At 68.4% G+C, this 18223-nt stretch carries 13 protein-coding genes and 1 tRNA gene; 10 read left to right on the plus strand and 4 right to left on the minus strand.

From position 1 onward, the window contains the following. Positions 1-85: 85 nt before the first annotated feature. From gltB to IEW87_RS09535, 5 genes are all read left to right on the plus strand, one after another. Positions 86-4660 carry a glutamate synthase large subunit gene (gltB, locus tag IEW87_RS09515; RefSeq protein WP_229731065.1) on the plus strand — a complete coding sequence of 1525 codons (4575 nt, stop codon included), beginning with the start codon at positions 86-88 and terminating at the stop codon, positions 4658-4660. After that, positions 4653-6110 carry a glutamate synthase subunit beta gene (locus tag IEW87_RS09520; protein WP_188711998.1) on the plus strand — a complete coding sequence of 486 codons (1458 nt, stop codon included), beginning with the start codon at positions 4653-4655 and terminating at the stop codon, positions 6108-6110. Before gltB ends, IEW87_RS09520 begins: the two co-directional genes overlap by 8 nt. Positions 6111-6315: 205 nt before the next feature. After that, a complete protein-coding gene (gene pyk, locus IEW87_RS09525; protein WP_188711999.1) occupies positions 6316-7758 on the plus strand; it encodes a pyruvate kinase in 1443 nt (480 codons plus the stop codon). Positions 7759-7805: 47 nt separating this feature from the next. Next, positions 7806-7888, plus strand: a tRNA-Leu gene (locus IEW87_RS09530). Positions 7889-7914: 26 nt separating this feature from the next. Further along, complete coding sequence (locus IEW87_RS09535) at positions 7915-8538, plus strand: ANTAR domain-containing response regulator (protein ID WP_188712000.1); 624 nt, start codon at positions 7915-7917, stop codon at positions 8536-8538. Between the two features lie 88 nt (positions 8539-8626). Here the strand turns inward: IEW87_RS09535 and IEW87_RS09540 are convergent, their stop codons facing one another. Further along, on the minus strand, positions 8627-9040 hold the full coding sequence (locus IEW87_RS09540) for a PaaI family thioesterase (RefSeq protein ID WP_188712001.1): 414 nt from the start codon (positions 9038-9040) through the stop codon (positions 8627-8629). Between the two features lie 59 nt (positions 9041-9099). Here IEW87_RS09540 and polA point away from each other — a divergent pair, with 59 nt between their 5' ends. From polA to IEW87_RS09555, 3 genes are read left to right on the plus strand one after another with little or no spacing between them, the layout of a single operon-like run. Continuing rightward, a complete protein-coding gene (gene polA / locus IEW87_RS09545; RefSeq protein ID WP_188712002.1) occupies positions 9100-11724 on the plus strand; it encodes a DNA polymerase I in 2625 nt (874 codons plus the stop codon). 28 nt (positions 11725-11752) lie between these two features. Beyond that, entirely contained in the window at positions 11753-13414 is a 1662-nt protein-coding gene (locus IEW87_RS09550) for a DUF885 domain-containing protein (protein WP_188712003.1), read from the plus strand. 44 nt (positions 13415-13458) lie between these two features. Then, on the plus strand, positions 13459-14802 hold the full coding sequence (locus tag IEW87_RS09555) for an MFS transporter (protein WP_229731068.1): 1344 nt from the start codon (positions 13459-13461) through the stop codon (positions 14800-14802). A gap of 97 nt (positions 14803-14899) precedes the next feature. On the opposite strand, the gene IEW87_RS09560 is transcribed toward IEW87_RS09555, so the two are convergent. After that, positions 14900-15658 (minus strand): SGNH/GDSL hydrolase family protein, encoded by a 759-nt coding sequence (locus tag IEW87_RS09560; RefSeq protein WP_188712004.1) that lies wholly within the window; start codon positions 15656-15658, stop codon positions 14900-14902. 53 nt (positions 15659-15711) lie between these two features. Between IEW87_RS09560 and IEW87_RS09565 the strand changes: the two genes are divergently transcribed. Continuing rightward, complete coding sequence (locus IEW87_RS09565; RefSeq protein WP_188712005.1) at positions 15712-16737, plus strand: LLM class flavin-dependent oxidoreductase; 1026 nt, start codon at positions 15712-15714, stop codon at positions 16735-16737. A 73-nt stretch (positions 16738-16810) separates the two neighbouring features. Here IEW87_RS09565 and IEW87_RS09570 read toward each other — a convergent pair whose 3' ends face one another. Continuing rightward, the gene (locus IEW87_RS09570; RefSeq protein ID WP_188712006.1) at positions 16811-17236 is read right to left on the minus strand and encodes a hypothetical protein; all 426 of its coding nucleotides are present in this window, start codon (positions 17234-17236) and stop codon (positions 16811-16813) included. Between the two features lie 118 nt (positions 17237-17354). Then, entirely contained in the window at positions 17355-17828 is a 474-nt protein-coding gene (locus tag IEW87_RS09575; protein ID WP_188712007.1) for a VOC family protein, read from the minus strand. 42 nt (positions 17829-17870) lie between these two features. On the opposite strand from IEW87_RS09575, the gene IEW87_RS09580 reads away from it, so the two are divergent. Continuing rightward, complete coding sequence (locus tag IEW87_RS09580) at positions 17871-18221, plus strand: MerR family transcriptional regulator (RefSeq protein ID WP_188712008.1); 351 nt, start codon at positions 17871-17873, stop codon at positions 18219-18221. The last annotated feature ends 2 nt before the right edge of the window (positions 18222-18223 follow it).

The raw sequence follows: 18223 nt of genomic DNA on the forward strand, positions 1-18223 counted from the left end.
GCACGGAAGCAGATTCTGCGACAGCCCGTGGCGGGCCGTCGCCCGATCTGCATCATCCGTGTCATCTGTCTGAAGGACGGTACCCATGTACTTTCAGCCCCCGTTCGGCGCCAGCGGCGCCTACCCGCCGCAGCAAGGCATGTACAGCCCGCGTTTCGAGAAGGACGCGTGCGGCCTGGCTATGGTCGCTACGCTCCGCGGCGAAGCCGGGCACGATGTCGTCGCCCTGGCGCTCGAGGCTCTGCGTAACCTCGAACACCGGGGCGCTGTGGGCTCTGACACGGGCACGGGCGACGGCGCGGGGATCCTGCTGCAGATGCCTGACGCGTTCTTCCGCCGCGTCCTGCCATTCGACTTGCCCGCCGCGGGCGAGTACGCGGCGGGGATGGCCTTCCTCCCCACGGACCGGCTCGCGCGTGAGAAGCAGAAGCGCCGGATCGAGCGCATCGCGGCAACCGAGGGCCTGCACGTGCTGGGATGGCGCCCCGTTCCGGTGGATCCGGATCAGCTCGGACGCATCGCGCGGACGGCGCGCCCGGAGATCGAGCAGCTCTTCGTGGCGAGTGCGCAGGCCGGCCATCTCGCACCGCTCCGCGGCGTCGAGCTCGACCGCCGCGCCTATCGTCTGCGCAAGCGCTGTCAGCACGAGGCCGGCGCATACTTCGTGACGATGTCTGCCCGCACAATCGGGTACAAGGGCATGGTGACCACGCTCCAGCTGGAGCCCTTCTACGACGACCTCCGCGACGAGCGTTTCGCGTCGAAGCTCGCGATCGTGCACTCCCGATACTCCACAAACACCTTCCCCTCGTGGCCACTCGCTCAGCCCTTGCGGATGATGGCGCACAACGGCGAGATCAACACGGTCAGCGGCAACCGCAACTGGATGCGGGCGCGGCAGTCTCAGCTTGCGAGCGATCTGTTGGGCGACATCGAACCGCTCCTGCCGATCTGCAGCGAGGGTGAGAGCGACTCCGCTTCGTTCGACGAGGTGCTCGAACTGCTCGAGCTCACGGGCCGCAGCCTGCCGCACGTGATGATGATGATGGTCCCCGAGGCGTACGAGAAGAAGACGGGCATGGACCCCGACGTGCGCGCCTTCTACGAATACAACGCGGGACAGATGGAGCCGTGGGACGGGCCGGCGGCCATCCTCGCGACAGACGGCACGCAGGTCGTGGCGACCCTCGACCGGAACGGCCTGCGGCCCGGCCGGTGGACCGTGACCACGGACGGCCTCGTGGTGGCCGGATCGGAAACCGGGATCCTCGATCTTCCGGACGAGCGCATCGCGCGCCGCGGCCGCCTGCAGCCCGGGGCGATGTTCGTCGTCGACACGGCCGAGGGCCGCATCATCTCCGACGAGGAGGTGAAGAAGCAGGTCGCCACGAGCGCCCCGTGGCGCGCGTGGCTCGACGAAGGCACCGTGCGACTCACCGACCTTCCCGAGCGTGAGCACCTCGTGCACCCCGCCGTCTCGGTGCGACGTCGCCAGCGGACCTTCGGCTACACCGAGGAGGAGCTGAAGATCCTCGTCGGTCCGATGGCCGCCACGGGCGCGGAGCCTCTCGGCGCCATGGGATCCGACACGCCGATCGCCGTGCTGAATGGCCGCCCCCGGCTGCTGTTCGACTACTTCGTGCAGCAGTTCGCACAGGTGACGAACCCCCCGCTCGATGCGATCCGAGAAGAGGTCGTCACGAGCCTGCGGATGACGCTCGGCGGAGAGAACAATCTGCTGACGTGGGGGCCGGAGCACGCACGTCGCATCGGCCTGGACTTTCCGGTCATCGACAACGATGAGCTCGCGAAGATCCAGCACATCGACGATGCGGTTCCCGGGCGTCATGCCGTGACGATCTCGGCGCTGTATCGCGTGTCGGGCGGTGTGACGGCCATGGAGAAGCGGCTCGCGCAGATGTGCCGCGAGGCCGACCGCGCGATCGCCGACGGCGCGGAGTTCCTCATCATCAGCGACCGTGACTCGGATCAGTCGCTCGCCCCGATCCCGTCGCTGCTGGCCGTGTCGGCGGTGCACCACCACCTGATCCGCCAGGAGACGCGCATGATGGCGGGGCTCGTGGTCGAAGCGGGGGACGTGCGCGAGGTCCATCACGTGGCGACCTTGCTCGGCTACGGCGCGAGCTGCGTCAACCCGTACCTCGCCATGGAGTCCGCGGAGGAGCTGGTCCGCAGTGGCGTGGTGACGGGCGTGGAGCCCGCGGACGCGGTGCGCAACCTCATCGCCGCGCTCGGCAAGGGCGTGCTGAAGATCATGTCGAAGATCGGCATCTCGACCGTCGCGTCCTACGCGGGCGCGCAGGTGTTCGAAGCCGTGGGCCTGGGGGATGACCTCATCGAGGCGTATTTCACGGGCACGGAATCGAAGATCGCCGGCGTGGGCCTCGATGTGATCGCGGCGGAGACGGCGGCCAGGCACGCGTTCGCGTTCCCGACCGATCGTGCGCCGCGCGCCCACGAGCGCCTCTGGACCGGAGGCGAATACCAGTGGCGCCGCGACGGAGCCGCGCATCTGTTCACTCCGGAGACGGTCTTCCGCCTGCAGCACGCCACGCGCAGCCGCCGGTACGACGTCTTCCGCGAGTACACGCGACGGATCGACGACCAGGCGGCCGAGCTCAAGACGCTGCGCGGCCTGTTCGCGTTCCGCACAGGCGCCCGCACGCCGATCCCGATCGACGACGTCGAACCCGTCTCCTCGATCGTGAAGCGCTTCTCGACAGGCGCGATGAGCTACGGGTCCATCTCCCGCGAAGCGCACGAGACGCTCGCGATCGCGATGAACCGGCTCGGTGCGAAATCCAACACCGGTGAAGGGGGAGAGGACGTCGAGCGGCTGCTGGACCCGGAACGCCGCAGTGCGATCAAGCAGGTCGCCTCGGGGCGCTTCGGCGTCACGAGCATGTACCTCACGCACGCCGACGATCTGCAGATCAAGCTCGCCCAGGGGGCCAAGCCGGGCGAGGGCGGACAGCTGCCCCCGGGGAAGGTCTACCCGTGGGTCGCGCGCACGCGGCACTCGACGCCGGGGGTCGGTCTCATCTCGCCGCCGCCGCACCACGACATCTACTCGATCGAGGACCTGAAGCAGCTGATCTTCGACCTGAAGCGGGCGAACCCGGCGGCGCGCGTGCACACGAAGCTCGTGAGCCAGTCGGGGATCGGCGCGGTCGCGGCGGGCGTCGCGAAGGCGCTGAGCGATGTCATCCTCGTCTCGGGACACGATGGCGGGACCGGCGCGAGCCCATTGAACTCTCTGAAGCACGCGGGCACGCCGTGGGAGCTCGGACTCGCCGAAACGCAGCAGACCCTCATGCTCAATGGCCTGCGCGATCGCGTCGTCGTGCAGGCCGACGGTCAGCTCAAGACCGGCAGGGACGTCGTCATCGCCGCGCTGCTGGGCGCCGAGGAATTCGGCTTCGCCACGGCCGCGCTCGTGGTCGAGGGATGCATCATGATGCGCGTGTGCCACCTCGACACGTGCCCGGTCGGTGTGGCGACGCAGAACCCGGTGCTGCGCGAACGCTTCCGCGGACAGGCCGAGCACGTGGTGACCTTCATGGAGTTCATCGCGCAGGAGGTGCGCGAACACCTCGCGGCGCTGGGGTTCCGGTCACTCGAGGAAGCTGTCGGCCGCGTCGAGCTGCTCGACATGAATCCGGCGATCGCGCACTGGAAGGCGGACGGTCTCGACCTCTCGCCCATCCTGACGGGACCGAACTTCGCGGCCGACGAGCCGCGACGTCGCCTCCGCGAGCAGGAGCACGACCTCGACGCGCACTTCGACGTCGACCTCATCGACCACGCGCGCTCGGTGATCGCCGACGGCGGCACCGTGGCGCTCGCTCGCGAGGTGCGCAACACCGACCGCGCGGTGGGCACGATGCTCGGACACGAGGTGACCAAGGCACGCGGCGAGCACGGCCTGCCGCCGGGATCGATCACGGTGGAGCTCACGGGATCCGCTGGGCAGTCGCTCGGGGCATTCCTGCCGGGCGGTATCACCCTCCGGTTGACGGGCGATGCGAACGACTACGTCGGCAAGGGGCTCTCCGGCGGCGTGATCGTCGTGCGTCCCCCCGAAGCGGCGTCGTTCACCGCCGAACGCAACGTGATCGCGGGCAACGTGATCGGCTACGGGGCGACGCAGGGCTCGCTGTTCATTCGCGGCGTCGTCGGCGAGCGGTTCCTCGTGCGTAACTCGGGCGCGACCGCCGTCGTGGAGGGTGTGGGGGACCACGCCCTGGAGTACATGACCGGGGGCATGGCGGTGATCCTGGGTGAGACGGGAAGGAACCTCGGGGCGGGGATGTCGGGCGGCACCGCCTACGTGCACGGGCTCGATGCCTCCCGCGTCAACGCGCAGGCGGTCGCCTCGGGCGAGCTGACGCTTTCCGCACTCGACTCGGCCGATCGCGAGATCCTGCGAGACATGCTCGAGCGACACCTCGCGGAGACCGGTTCGGAGCGCGCCAAGCAACTGCTGGCCGACGACTTCGCGGCGGCGGAGCAGTTCGTGCGGGTGCTCCCGCGCGACTATGCCGCCGTCATGCGCACGCGCCAGCAGGCGGCTGATGAAGGGCTGGACCCCGACGGCGACGTCGTCTGGAACAGGATTCTGGAGGTGACCCGTGGCTGATCCCACAGGCTTTCTGACGACGACCGAGCGCGAACTGCCGCCGAAGCGGCCTGTGCCGGTCCGGATCCTCGACTTCCACGAGGTCCAGGACAAGGGCGACAGCGCGGTGCTCCGGCGGCAGGCGGGTCGCTGCATGGACTGCGGCGTGCCGTTCTGCCATCAGGGATGCCCCCTGGGCAACCTCATTCCCGAGTGGAACGACCTCACGTGGCGTGGCGACGGCCGTGCGGCGATCGACCGTCTGCACGCGACGAACAACTTCCCGGAGTTCACCGGGAGGCTGTGTCCCGCGCCGTGCGAGAGCGCCTGCGTCCTCGGCATCAATCAGCCTGCGGTGACCATCAAGCAGGTGGAGGTGTCGATCATCGACGACGCTGTGGCGAACGGCTGGGTGGAGCCGAAGCCGCCCGAGCGGCTCACCGGTAAGACGGTCGCGGTGGTCGGCTCCGGTCCAGCCGGGCTCGCCGCCGCTCAGCAGCTCACGAGGGCGGGACACACCGTCGCCGTCTACGAGCGCGACGACCGCATCGGCGGGCTGCTGCGGTACGGGATCCCGGACTTCAAGATGGCCAAGCACCACCTGGATCGCCGGCTCGCGCAGATGCGCGACGAGGGGACGCGCTTCCGCGCCGGCGTATCGATCGGCGACGACATCGGCTGGGACGAGCTGCGCCGCCGGTACGACGCGGTGGTGATCGCGACGGGCGCGACGGTGCCACGCGAGTTGCCGATTCCCGGCCGAGACCTGCACGGGGTGCACGTCGCGATGGAGTACCTCGTCGAGTCGAACCGCGTGCAGGCCGGCGACGCGGTGCCGCACCAGATCAGCGCCGCGGGTCGTCACGTCATCGTCATCGGCGGCGGCGACACCGGCGCGGACTGCATCGGCACCGCGCACCGCCAGGGCGCGCTCAGCGTGACGAACCTCGCCATCGGTCGCCGCCCGGGCGACACACGCTCGGCCGACGAGCCGTGGCCGATGGATCCCCGCGTGTTCGAGGTGTCGACGTCACACGAGGAGGGCGGTGAACGCCGCTTCCTCGCCTCCACGCTCGAGTTCCTCGCGAACGACGCGGGAGAGGTGCGCGCCCTGCGCGTGGCGGAGACCGCGTATGTCGACGGCCGACGCGTTCCGAAGCCGGGGACTGACGAGGAGCTGCCGGCGGATCTCGTGCTGATCGCGATGGGTTTCACCGGCCCGGAACGCGACACGATCGAGGCGCAGCTCGAGGCGTCGTTCACGGACGACGGAGCGGTTTCGCGCGGCGACGACTACGCCACGGAGACGCCCGGCGTGTTCGTCGCGGGCGACGCCGGGCGCGGACAGTCGCTCATCGTCTGGGCAATCGCCGAGGGGCGAGCCGCCGCCGCCCGGGTCGACGAGTATCTGATGGGGGAGACGGCGCTTCCGGCGCCCGTGCAACCGACCGACAGGGGAATCTCCCTCTGATGCCGCCGCGGTGAACCGTCACGAACAGGTGACGGTTCACCGCGCGCGACACGGCGCGTCGCGGGCGGAGGGACAAAGCGCGTAGTGTGAGGAGAGCGTTCGGACCGACATCCGAACCACGCGCACGTGCGGTGCCGTGGCCAGGCCCGGGCGTCCCAGACATACCCCCGGGCAGGCATGCCCAGTGAGTGCGGAAGGCGATTCAGTGAGACGAGCCAAGATCGTCGCGACCCTCGGGCCGGCGACCTCGACCAAGGAGTCCGTCAGGGAGCTGATCGACGCGGGACTGGATGTCGCGCGTTTCAATCTCAGCCATGGCGACTACTCCGTTCACGACAAGAACTTCGAGAACGTGCGGAGCGCGGCTTCGGACGCGGGCAAGCCCGTCGCCGTGCTCGCAGACCTGCAGGGACCGAAGATCCGTCTCGGCACCTTCGCTGACGGCCCCCACGACCTGGCTGAAGGTGACATCTTCAAGATCACGACGGACGACGTCGAGGGTACGAAGGAGCTCGTCGGGACGACCTACAAGGGTCTCGCGGGCGACGTCGCGCCGGGTGACTACCTCCTCATCGACGACGGCAAGGTGCGCGTCCGCGTCGTGGAGACCGACGGCACGACCGTCACGACAGAGGTCGTCGTCGGCGGCGCCGTCAGTAACAACAAGGGCATTAACCTGCCCGGTGTCGCGGTCAACGTTCCCGCGCTGAGCGAGAAGGACGAGAACGACCTGCGCTGGGCGCTCGGGAAGGGCGCCGACATCATCGCGCTGTCGTTCGTTCGCAGCGCGAAGGACGTCCAGCGCGCTCACGTGATCATGGCGGAGGAGGGACGACGCGTCCCGATCATCGCGAAGATCGAGAAGCCGCAGGCCGTCGAGGTCCTCGAGGAGATCATCGAGGCGTTCGACGGGATCATGGTCGCCCGCGGCGACCTCGGCGTCGAGCTGCCGCTCGAGGCCGTGCCGATCGTGCAGAAGAACGCGATCAGCATCGCGCGGCGCCTCGCGAAGCCCGTCATCGTGGCGACGCAGATGCTCGAGTCGATGATCCAGAATCCGGTGCCGACCCGCGCCGAGACGAGCGACGTGGCCAACGCGGTGCTCGACGGCGCCGACGCGGTCATGCTCTCCGGCGAGACGAGCGTCGGGGCATACCCGGCCGTGACGGTGCGCACGATGGCACGGATCGTCGAGTCGACCGAGGAGCACGGCTTCGACCGCATCGAGGCCCTCACCTCGACGCCGCGCACGCAGGGCGGCGCGCTGACGGTGGCGGCTGTCGAGGTTGCCGACTTCGTCGACGCGAAGTATCTGTGCATCTTCACGCAGACGGGTGACTCGGCGCGCCGCATGTCCCGCCTGCGCCCCGCGCGCCCGATGATCGGCTTCACGATCGACGAGGAGACGCGTCGCCGGATGCAGTTGACGTGGGGCGTGCGCTCGGCGCTCGTCGAACTCGTCGACCACACCGACCGAATGTTCCTGCAGGTCGATGATTACCTGCTTGCGAACGACCTCGCGAAGGTCGGCGACAAGGTCATCGTCATCTCGGGATCCCCTCCCGGAATCGCCGGCTCCACGAACGACCTGCGCGTGCACCGCGTGGGCGATGCCGTGCACGGCGCGGCGCCGGCCTACCAGGCCTGAGTCGAGGAGAAGGAAGCGGGTGACGGTCCGCTAGGATCGTCACTCTGGCCGGTGTGGCGGAACGGTAGACGCGACGCACTCAAAATGCGTTGTCCGCAAGGGCGTGTGGGTTCGATTCCCACCACCGGCACAGATCATCAGGTTTCGGGTCATAGGATGGGTGACGTGAGCGAAGAGCAGAACGAGAACGCGGAGTCCGCGCCACGCAGAGTCGTGGTGGCCGAGGACGAGTCGCTGATCCGCATGGACATCGTCGAGATCCTGCGCGACAACGGCTTCGAGGTCGTCGGCGAGGCGGGGGATGGCGAGACGGCGGTGCAACTGGCAACCGAGTTGCGGCCTGACCTCGTCGTCATGGACGTGAAGATGCCGCAGCTGGACGGGATCACCGCAGCCGAGCAGCTGAGCCGCGACAACATCGCGCCCGTCGTCCTGCTCACGGCCTTCAGCCAGAAGGAGCTCGTCGAGCGCGCGACGGAGGCGGGTGCCCTGGCGTACGTTGTCAAGCCGTTCACGCCGAACGACCTCCTGCCCGCGATCGAGATCGCCCTGGCGCGTCACGAGCAGATCATCACGCTCGAGGCCGAGGTTCAGGACATGGTCGAGCGCTTCGAGACGCGCAAGCTCGTCGACCGGGCCAAGGGCCTCCTGAACGAGAAGATGGGCCTCAGCGAGCCGGAGGCGTTCCGCTGGATTCAGAAGGCGTCGATGGACCGTCGTCTCACCATGCAGGACGTCGCCAAGGCGATCATCGAGCAGCTCTCCCCAAAGAAGGACTGAGCGCCCCTCGTCGCACCGAAAGAACATGGTTGACGCGAAAGCACAGGAAATACCTTGTGCGCTCGCGTAAACCATGTTCTTTCGGTCGTTACGGCAGGTCCTTGATCAGGTTCGTGATGCGGACCGTCGAGCAGCGGCGCCCCTGATCGTTCGTGACCACGATCTCGTGGACCGTCATCGTGCGCCCGAGGTGGATCGCGGTGCACGTGCCCGTGACGGTTCCGGCGGTCGCGGAAGACGTGTGCGTCGCGTTAATGTCCACTCCGACGGCGAGGCGGCCGGGGCCGGCATGCAGGTTGGCCGCCATGGATCCCAGCGACTCGCCGAGGACCACGTACGCGCCGCCGTGGAGGAGGCCGACGGGCTGAGTGTTGCCCTCGACCGGCATTGTCGCGACCGCGCGCTCCGGGGAGATCTCAGAGAACTCGATCCCCATGCGATCCGCGAGCACGCCCAATCCGCGCTCGCGGAGCCACTGCATGCCATCGACTACGTCGGTCATCGTTCTATCCTTCCGGCGCGGACGTTCGAATGTCGGGCGTCCCGGCATACCCTGGAGGGGTGACGGATCCCACGAAGCCCACTCTGCTCATCGTCGATGGCCATTCTCTCGCGTTCCGCGCGTTCTTCGCGCTTCCGGTCGACTCGTTCCAGAATTCCGAGGGTCAGCACACCAACGGCATCCACGGGTTCTTGTCGATGTTCCTCAACCTGTTGAAGAACGAGGCGCCCACCCACGTGGCCGTCGCCTTCGACGTGTCGGACCAGACCTTCCGCAAGGAGGAGTACCCCGAGTACAAGGATGGGCGCGACGTCACACCGCCGGAGTTCAAGGGACAGATCCCGCTGTTGAAGCAGGCGCTCGAGGCGATGAACATCACGGTGCTCGAGAAGGACGGATTCGAGGCCGATGACATCCTCGCGACGCTCGCGCGCCGCGGCACTGACGCGAACTATCGCGTGCTCGTCTGCTCGGGCGACCGTGATGCGATCCAGCTCGTCACCGACGAGGTCACCCTGCTGTATCCGTCGGTTCAGGGCGTGTCGAAGCTGAAACGATACGACCCCGCCGCGGTTGTCGAGCGCTACGGTGTGCCGCCGCACCAGTACCCGGACATCGCCGCGCTCGTCGGCGAGAAGGCCGACAACCTGCCCGGCGTGCCGAAGGTCGGGGAGAAGACGGCCGTCAAGTGGCTGACGCAGTTCGGCACGCTGGACGCGGTGATCGCCGCGGCGGAGGACATCAAGGGCGTCGTCGGTCAGAACCTGCGTGACCACATCGACGACGTACGCCGCAACCGGCGCCTCAACCGCCTCCTCGACGACATCGACGTGCCCGTCGAGCTGCCGCAGCTCGCGGTCGACTCCGCGGATGACGCGGCCGTGCGCGACGTCTTCTCGAAGCTCGAGTTCCGCACACTGCTCAAGCGCGTGCTCGATCAGCTGGGATCCGGAACCGAGGAAGCCGTGGAACCTCGCGCCGAGACGCCGGAGGTGGCAGTGCTCGCCGCCGGCGATTTCGCGGCGTGGCTCGCGTCGACGGAGGGCACCGTGGGGATCACGGTCGACATGGCCGACGGCGTGCCTGTCCGCGTGGGCGCGGCGACGGCATCCGCGGCCGTCGAAGCGGCGTGGAGTGACGAGGTGCGCGACGCGTCCGCGACCTGGTTCGCGTCGGACGCGCCGAAATCGATGTGCGACGCGAAGGTGCAGCTCAAGGCGCTCGGCCGCACAGGCCTCGAGGTGCGGGGGGTCGTGGCCGACGCGCTGATCGCCGGATGGATCGCGCGGCCGTCGTTCCCGGACAAGACGCTGGCCCACCTCGTCGACCGGTACCTCGGAGAGACGCTGCCGCAGGCCGATCCGAACCAGCTCGTGCCGGAGACGGAGGGCGCCTCGGCGGGCGAGTTGGCGTGGTTCACGCTGCGCGCGGCCGATGCCGTGTATGAGACGCTTCCGGATCGCGCGCGGGCGGTACTCGACGATATCGAGATGCCGACGCTGGCGGCTCTCGCGGACATGGAGCTCGCCGGTGTCGCCGTTTCGAGCGAGAAGCTCGAGACGTTCGCCGACGAACTGCGCGAGCGGGCCGCACGCATTGCCGAGGAGGCATATGCCGAGATCGGCCGCGAGGTGAATCTCGGATCGCCGAAGCAGTTGCAGCAGGTGCTCTTCGAGGAACTCGAACTGCCCAAGACGCGCAAGACGAAGACCGGGTACACGACCGATGCCAATGCCCTCGCCGACCTGCAGGTCAAGACGGGGCATCCCTTCCTCGGCCAGCTGCTCGCGCACCGGGAGGCGACGAAGCTGACGCAGATCATCGTCGGTCTTGACGAGGCGATCGCCGAAGACGGGCGCGTCCACACGACCTACCTGCAGACCGGTAGCCAGACGGGTCGCCTGTCGAGCACGGATCCCAACCTGCAGAACATTCCGGTCCGCAGCGAGGAGTCGCATCGCATCCGCGCGGCCTTCGAGGTCGGCGAGGGATACGAGTGCCTGCTGACGGCCGACTACTCCCAGATCGAGATGCGCATCATGGCGCACCTGTCGGCGGATCCCGGACTCATCGCCGCGTTCAACGCGGGCGAGGACCTGCACCGTTACGTCGGCGCACAGGTGTTCGGCGTCGAGCCGGACGATGTGACGAGCGAGATGCGCAGCAAGGTCAAGGCGATGTCGTACGGGCTCGTGTACGGATTGAGTGCGTTCGGACTGGCGAAACAGCTCGGCATCGAGCAGAAGGAAGCCAAGCAGCTCATGCTCGGCTACTTCGAGCGGTTCGGCGCCGTGCGCGACTACCTGCGCGCATCGGTGGAGAAGGCGCGCGAGGACGGATTCACCGAGACGATTTTCGGGCGCCGCCGACCGTTCCCCGACCTCACGAGTCCGAACCGCGTGCTGCGCGAGAACGCCGAACGCGCGGCGCTCAACGCCCCCATCCAGGGCAGCGCGGCCGACATCATGAAGATCGCGCTGTTCCGGATCCACGATGACCTGCGCGACATGTCGTCCCGGCTGCTGCTGCAGATCCACGACGAGGTCATGGTCGAAGTCGCGCCCGGCGAATGGAACGAGGTCGAGCAGATCGTGCGCCGCCAGATGGCCGACGCGGCGGAGTTGACGGTGCCGCTCTCGGTGCAGGTCGGTCGCGGATCGACGTGGAACGAAGCCGCACACTGATCTGGAGGCGGCCGATAGCCTGGGCGGCATGGAACAGCAGACGCGACAGACGACCCCGATCGACGCGATCGCTGAGGCATGGACTGACGAGGCGGTTCGCCTGCGTCCCGAGATCGGCACGTACATCGGCCGAAATGAGGGAGACGGGGGCTTCGGCGACCACAGTCCAGACGGTCACGATGCCATCGCGACGGCGGCGAGCGAGGTGCTCGCCCGCCTGGAGCGGGCCGAACCGCAAGACGACGTGGACCGTGTCACGAAGAGCGATCTCGCGCGAGATCTCGCCCTGGTGCAGGAGCTGCACGCCGCGAGATGGCACCTTCGGGACCTCAACGTGCTGGACAGCCCGTCGCAGGAGATCCGGCAGGTCTTCGACCTCATGCCGACCGACAGCGCCGACGACTGGGGGACGATCGCCGCGCGGCTCGGCGCCGTGCCCGACGCGGTCGACGGATACGTCCGGACGCTGCAGTGCGGCATCGCGGAGGGCGTCGTTCCTGCCGTGCGCCAAGTGCGCGAAGTCATCGCGCAGGTGCGCGACTGCGCCCGGAGCGACGGCTTCTTCGACCGGCTGATCGCCGGCGGTCATTCTCTGCCGGACAGCCTGCGTCGTGACCTCGAGCGCGGGGCGACGATGGCCCGCGAATCCTATGGCCGACTCGGCGAGTTCCTCGCGGGCACGCTGGCGCCGGCAGCCGCGCCAGAAGATGCCGTCGGGCGCGACATCTACGCCCTGCACTCGCGGGCGTTTCTCGGCGCCACGGTCGACCTCGACGAGACGTACGAGTGGGGGCTCGAAGAGCTCGCGCGGGTTCGCGAGGAGCAGGAGCGCACCGCGCGCGAGATTCTGCCGGGCGCGACCGTCGAGGAAGCGGTCGCGGCGCTGGAGAACGACCCCGCGCACCGACTCGAGGGAGCCGAGTCGCTTCGTGCATGGATGCAGGAGACGGCCGACGCGGCGATCGCCGACCTCGGCGCGACCCACTTCGACATCCCGGATCCCGTGCGTCGCATCGAATGCATGATCGCGCCGACGACCTCGGGAGAGATCTACTACACAGCGCCGAGCGAGGACTTCTCCCGTCCCGGACGCATGTGGTGGTCGATCCCGCAGGGCGTGGAGACGTTCGACACGTGGCGCGAGCTGACGACCGTGTACCACGAGGGCGTGCCGGGACATCACCTGCAGATCGGGCAGGCCGTCTATAACCGCGACCAGCTCAACAGCTGGCGACGGCTGCTCGCTGGCAGCTCGGGGCACGCCGAAGGCTGGGCCCTCTACGCGGAGCGGCTGATGGCCGAGTTGGGCTACCTCGACGACCCGGCGCCACGCCTGGGCATGCTCGACGGGCAGCGTCTGCGCGCCGCGCGTGTCGTGGTGGACATCGGCGTGCACCTCGGCAAGCGGCGTCCGGACGGCGGTGGGGCGTGGGATGCGGCATCAGCGCTCGACGCGATGCGCCGCAACGTGAACATGGCCGACGAGTTCATCGTGTTCGAGGTGAATCGGTACCTGGGGTGGCCGGGACAGGCTCCCTCCTACAAGGTCGGGCAGCGCATCTGGGAGGATCTGCGGACTGCCGTGGCCGAGCGCGAAGGGGACGCATTCTCCATGCGCGCCTTCCATCGGCGCGCCCTGGATCTCGGCGGAGTCGGCCTCGACACCCTGCGAGAGGCTCTGCTCGGCTGAGGGCGGAATTGCGCTAAAGGTCATAATGACATTAATCTGGCGCAGTGACTGATCTCAACGAGCGCGCACACGCGCTGACCCCGTCTCAACGCCTCGACCGCGCCCGGTACTCGCGCGAGCACACCCGGATCCTCGGCGGATCCGGTGTGGGGTGGGCGCTGGACGCGATGGACGTCGGCCTGATCTCGTTCATCATCGCCGCGCTGGCGACCGAGTGGAATCTTGACGGCACGACGACGGGTTGGATCGCTTCGGTCGGCTTCATCGGTATGGCTGTCGGGGCGAGCGTCGGTGGCCTCCTGGCCGACAAGCTCGGTCGACGCCAGGTGTTCGCGCTGACGCTGTTGGTCTACGGCGTAGCGACGGGCGCGAGTGCGCTCGTCGGGGGAGTGGGCGCCCTGCTCCTGCTCCGCTTCATCGTCGGGTTGGGCCTCGGCAGCGAGCTGCCCGTTGCCTCGACGTACGTGAGCGAGTTCGCGCCGAAGCGCATTCGTGGTCGCCTTGTCGTGATCCTCGAGGCTTTCTGGGCCGTCGGCTGGACAGCATCGGCCGTGATCGGCTATTTCGTCGTTCCGCTCGAGAACGGCTGGCGCTGGGCATTCGCGATCGGCGCGATCCCCGCGGTGTACGCGCTCGTGATTCGGTGGGGCCTGCCGGAGTCGGTCCGTTGGCTTGAGGCGAACGGCCGCCTCGCGGAGGCGGACGCGGTGGTCCGTCGCTTCGAGACGCCCGACGCGCGCCCCGAGCCTGTTCCCGAGGAGCCGCCCGCGCCGCGCCCGGCCATGCGACGCGGCACGCTTGCCGATCTGTTCCGCGGTGGCCTCGCACCGCGCACCTTCGCGCTGTGGTCGGTGTGGGCGTTCGTGAACTTCAGCTATTACGGTGCCTTCATCTGGATCCCGTCGATCCTCGTCGCCCAGGGTTTCGACCTGGTGCACTCGTTCGGCTACACCCTCATCATCACGCTCGCGCAGCTGCCCGGATACGCCGTGGCGGCGTGGCTGATCGAGGTATGGGGCCGTCGCGCGACGCTCTCGGTGTTCCTCGTCGGCTCGGCGGCGTCGGCGATGCTGTTCGGGACGGCGGGCGAGGTCTGGCAGATCCTGCTCTATGGATGCCTGCTGTCGTTCTTCAACCTGGGAGCCTGGGGCGCGCTGTACGCGGTGAGCCCGGAGATCTACCCGACGGCCGTGCGCGCGACCGGCGCGGGAGCCGCGGCGGCGGTGGGCCGGGTGGCGTCGATCGCTGCACCGCTGTTCACGCCGTGGGCGCTCGGACTCGGCGGTGCGGGACTCGTCTTCACGGTCTTCGCGATCTGCTTCGCGATCGCCGCCGCGAGTGCATGGGGGCTCAGCGATCTGAAGGGCCGCGCGTTGCCGGAGGTCTGACCGCGTGTGCCGCCGAGCGCTCCGTCGTTCCGCGCCAGGTCAGACGCTCGACGCGTCGCCCGTCGTCGACCGGATCCGTCGTTCCGCGCGCGCGAGATCAGGCGGCCGGATCGATCGTCGTCCACGCGCCGAACTTCGGCAGTCGCCCGTCGCCGGATGAACGCCGCGTGAGGCGCCGGCGCACCCAGGGCGTGACGTGGGCGCGGTAGTACTCACGATTCGTCAGGTGCGGTTCGTGCGGATCGCCGAGCTCCCACCAGTCGGCGGGCACCGGCAGCCCGAGCGCATCGAGGACGCGCGCCGCGACGCGATGGTGGCCGCGCGCATTCATATGCAGGCGATCCGGCGACCAGAACGCCGGGTCGCGGAGGCGCTCGTCGGTCCAGTTGACGGCCCAGACGATGCCGTCGGTGCGGCGCATCCGCTGCGTGACAGCGGCGGTCAGCGCGTCGCCGCGACGGCGGATGACGCGGGAGAGCGGCAGGCCGTCTGACGGATCCGCTCCAGCCAGGAGGATCGGGGTGACCCCCTCCTCCTGGCAGCGGCGCGCGACGGTGACGAAGGCGTCGACGATCCGTTCGGTCTTCGTGCCGGGGCGCAGCATATCGTTGCCTCCGCCGTTGAACGACAGGTGCGTCGGGCGCAGGGCGAGAGCGTCTTCGAGCTGCTCGTCGACGACGGGCCAGGCGAGGCGGCCCCGGATCGCGAGGTTCGCGTACTGAATCGGCTCCTCGAGGGCGGTCGCCCAGCCTTCGGCTGTGAGGTCGGCCCACCCACGAGGGCTGCCGTCTGGGCGTTCGTCGCCGACGCCCTCGGTGAAGCTGTCTCCGATGGCCACAAAGCGCACACTCGTCACGAAATCAGTCTACGGGCGATACCGGAAGCTGATTCATGCGCGAGAATGGATGCATGAAGAAGATCGGGTTCCTCTCATTCGGGCACTGGACACCGCATCCGCAGTCGGCCACGCGCTCGGCGAGCGACGTGCTGCACCAGTCGATCGACCTCGCGCAGGCCGCCGAGGATCTCGGCGTCGACGGCGCCTACTTCCGCGTGCACCACTTCGCCCGTCAGTTGGCCTCGCCGTTCCCGCTGCTCGCCGCGGCGGGAGCAAAGACGTCACGCATCGAGCTCGGCACGGGCGTGATCGATATGCGTTACGAGAACCCGATGTACATGGTCGAGGATGCCGGTGCGGCCGATCTCATCGCCGATGGACGCCTGCAGCTCGGGATCTCGCGCGGATCACCCGAGCAGGTCGTCGACGGTTGGAAGTACTTCGGATATTCCTCGAGTGAGGATGATCCGACGGGGGCTGCGGCGGCGCGAGGTAAGACGGAGTTGCTGCTGCAGTTGCTCGAAGGGGAGGGGTTCGCCGAGCCGAACCCGCGGCCGATGTTCCCGAACCCGCCGGGGCGATTGCGCCTCGAGCCGCACAGCGAGGGTCTCCGACAGCGCATCTGGTGGGGCGCCGGGTCCGACCAGACAGCGATCTGGGCGGCTGAACACGGCATGAACCTCATGAGTTCGACGCTCAAGAACGACGAGACGGGCGAACCGTTCCACGTGCAGCAGGCGAAGCAGCTGCGCGCGTTCACGGACGCGTGGGACACGGAGCGCTGGGGATTCGAACCGCGTACCTCCGTGTCGCGCTCGATCATCGCGATCACCAGCGACGAGGACCGACGATACTTCCTCGGCGGGGGAGATCATGAGGACCAGGTCGGCATGATCGACGAGTCGACGCGCGCGATCTTCGGCCGGTCCTACACGGATGAGCCCGACGTCCTGATCGAGCAGCTCCGTCACGATGAGGCGATCGCCGGGGCGGACACCCTGCTGATCACGGTACCGAACCAGCTGGGCGTGGACTACAACGCCCACCTCATGGAGTCGATCCTGACGCACGTCGCACCCGCCCTGGGCTGGCGCTGACGGGCACGCTTCACCTGTCGCTTCGTCGACGGCGCCCAGGCTGTCGGGCGCCGCCGGCCGGGCACTCCGCCCGCTAACGCCCCCGGCGCGCTCGGTGCCTGCGGATGGTCACGATCACGAGGATGACGGTCCCTGGCCCGAAGAACGCGAGGCAGAGCCCTCCGCCGATGATTCCCGCGCCGCCGCCGCGCCATCCCCAGGCACCCGGGGCGAGGAGGCCCGAGAGGATCATTACCGCACCCGTCGCGGCGAAGAAGAAGCAGGCGACAGTCAACATGATGTCTGTCAGGAGAGAGGGACGCGCCCTCATCTCGACGATGCCTGTCAGGATCCCCATCAGGCCGAAGCAGACGCTCACGGCACCCATCCAAGGATTCTCGACGACGAGGAGAAGGAAGACGCCGACGGCGGCGAAGACCACTCCGAGGAGAGTCAGCAGAACCCCCTCGCGCCGCTTCTTGCGACGGGCGCTCCTGATGACCGTCTCGAAATCCTCCACCCACCGATCCTACGGAGCCCTCAGCGTTGACGCATTCTCCGCGAAGGCGGGCTCCTGCGCGACGGTCAGCTCGGCCGGTCGTCGCGATACGACCTCGACGCGCGATCGTCGCGGCAGCTCACGTGGTCGGTGCGGTGAACCCCGGGCGCGTGTGTCGGGTTTCAGGATCCTCGAGCTCCTCGAACAGCGTCACCTCGAGATCCGCGGGCGCGTGCATTCGCGAGTTCAGCGACCTCCACGGGGTCTCACGCGGCGCGGCGATGAGCTCGGCACCGGCCTGCACCAGGCGTTCGGTTCTGCCCGCGCCGTCGTCGACCTCGAAGGCGATGCGGATGTGCGCGCTCGGTCGGCCATCCGCTTCGACCTCGTCGATCATGCGCACTTGCGCCGGGTTTGAGATCTCAAGCGTCGCGGCGCCCGCATCGAGGATCGCGACGCGCGCGTCGCCCTCACCTTCGAACGCGGCGCGTTCCGGGAGCCCGAGAGCGTCCCGATAGAAAGCGAGGGCCGCGTCGAAGTCGGCTGCCTCCACGACGAGACGGAGCTGCTTTACCGGGGACTGCGGGGGAGTGGCATGCGAGTTCTGTGTCATGTCGACTACGGTAAGACCTGACATCAATGTGAGGGGCAAGTGATGCGAATCGGCGAGCTGTCCAGACGCACCGGAGCGAGCGTGCGTTCGCTGCGGTACTACGAGGACTGTGGGTTGATCGAGGCGGGCCGCAGTGCGAGCGGCCAGCGTCATTACGACGAATCAGCGGTGGAGCGTGTCGCCCTCGTACGCCAGCTGCTGACAGCCGGGCTCGGCACCACGGCGATCGCGGATGTGCTGCCGTGCATGGCACAGCCCGAATCGCAGACGAGCAAGCTCACCGAGCGACTGATCGCGGAACGCGACCGGATCGACGACGAGATCGCGCAGCGCGTGACGACGCGGGCGGCACTCGACGAGATCATCGGCGCAGCGCCCGCGCACGACCGCTGATT

This window comes from Microbacterium faecale (assembly GCF_014640975.1).
GTDB classification, from domain to species: Bacteria; Actinomycetota; Actinomycetes; order Actinomycetales; family Microbacteriaceae; genus Microbacterium; species Microbacterium faecale.